Annotated in this window: 2 protein-coding genes; both read left to right on the top strand. The window is 73.1% G+C overall.

The window, feature by feature from the left end; all coding sequences use genetic code 11:
* A partial coding sequence (locus DPV74_RS41515; RefSeq protein ID WP_162923348.1) for a PepSY domain-containing protein occupies positions 1-702 on the top strand: 702 nt, incomplete at its 5' end.
* Positions 680-1,038: DUF2946 domain-containing protein (locus DPV74_RS41510; RefSeq protein ID WP_162923347.1), on the top strand; the 359-nt coding region annotated here is incomplete at its 3' end. The genes DPV74_RS41515 and DPV74_RS41510, both read left to right, overlap by 23 nt.

Below are 1,038 nucleotides of genomic sequence, written 5' to 3'. Positions count from 1 at the left end.
GCCGCCGCGGCGCTCGAGCGTGCGCCCGAGCATGCGCCTGCGCAGGCCGCCGCGCCGTCCGGCCATCACCACGAATCCGGCGAGTCGATGCCGGGGATGGTGATGGACGACCTGCCGTTGCCGCAAACGCCCTGGGCGGTCGGCAACGTGCCCGTCCCGCATTCGCCGTCGGCGCCGACCCCGGCCCCGCTGCCGCTGGCCCGCGCGATCGCGATCGTCGCGGGCCTCGGCGTGACGAGCGGCTACACGCTCGCGCTGCCGTCCGGCGCGGACGGCGTGTTCACCGCGTCGTACTTCCCCGACGACCCGCAGGCCGAGCGGACGATCTACCTCGACCAGTACAGCGGCGCCGTGTTGAAGGACATCCGCTACGACGACTACGGCGCGGTATCGCGCGCCGTGTCGTATGGCACGTCGCTGCATATGGGCCGCTACTTCGGGCTCGCGAACCAGATCGTCTGCGCTGTGTTGTCGCTCGGGCTGGCCGCGATGGCCGTCACCGGCACCGTGATGTGGTGGAAGCGGCGCCCGGCCGGCAAGCTCGGCGCGCCGTCGCGCGAACGCGGCACGCCACCGATGCGCGGCTGGATCGCGGGGCTCGTGCTGCTCGGCATCGTCTTTCCGCTGATGGGTGCGACGATCGTCGCGGTCTGGTTGATCGACCGTCTGCTGTTCGGCCGTGCGGCACGCGCGGCAGCCTGATTCGTCGCGCGCCGGCGCACGCCGCGCGCCGACACGGCAAGCCCGGGCCACGGCGTGGCTCGGGCTGTTCGCGCTCGTGCTCGCGCTGGTCGCGCCGCTGATCTCGCAACTGCGCACAAGCGCATCCGAATCCGTTGGCGGCCTGCCGGCCGCGCCGATCTGCTCGGCAACCGGCAACACGCTCGTGGCGCATGCGGAACCGCATGCGCCCGCCGATGCGCATTTCGAACGCTGCGGCTATTGCGGCCTGCTCGCCGGCCATCCGCCGTTGCAGTACGCGGCGTTCCTGTCCGCCGCCCCGGCCGTGCGGCATGCGCCGCCCGCGCCGCCGATCCC

The organism is Burkholderia sp. HAN2018, from assembly GCF_024704855.1.
GTDB lineage: Bacteria > Pseudomonadota > Gammaproteobacteria > Burkholderiales > Burkholderiaceae > Burkholderia > Burkholderia cepacia.
Note: the sequence above shows the minus strand (reverse complement) of the source record. Positions and strands in the feature narration are given on the sequence as shown.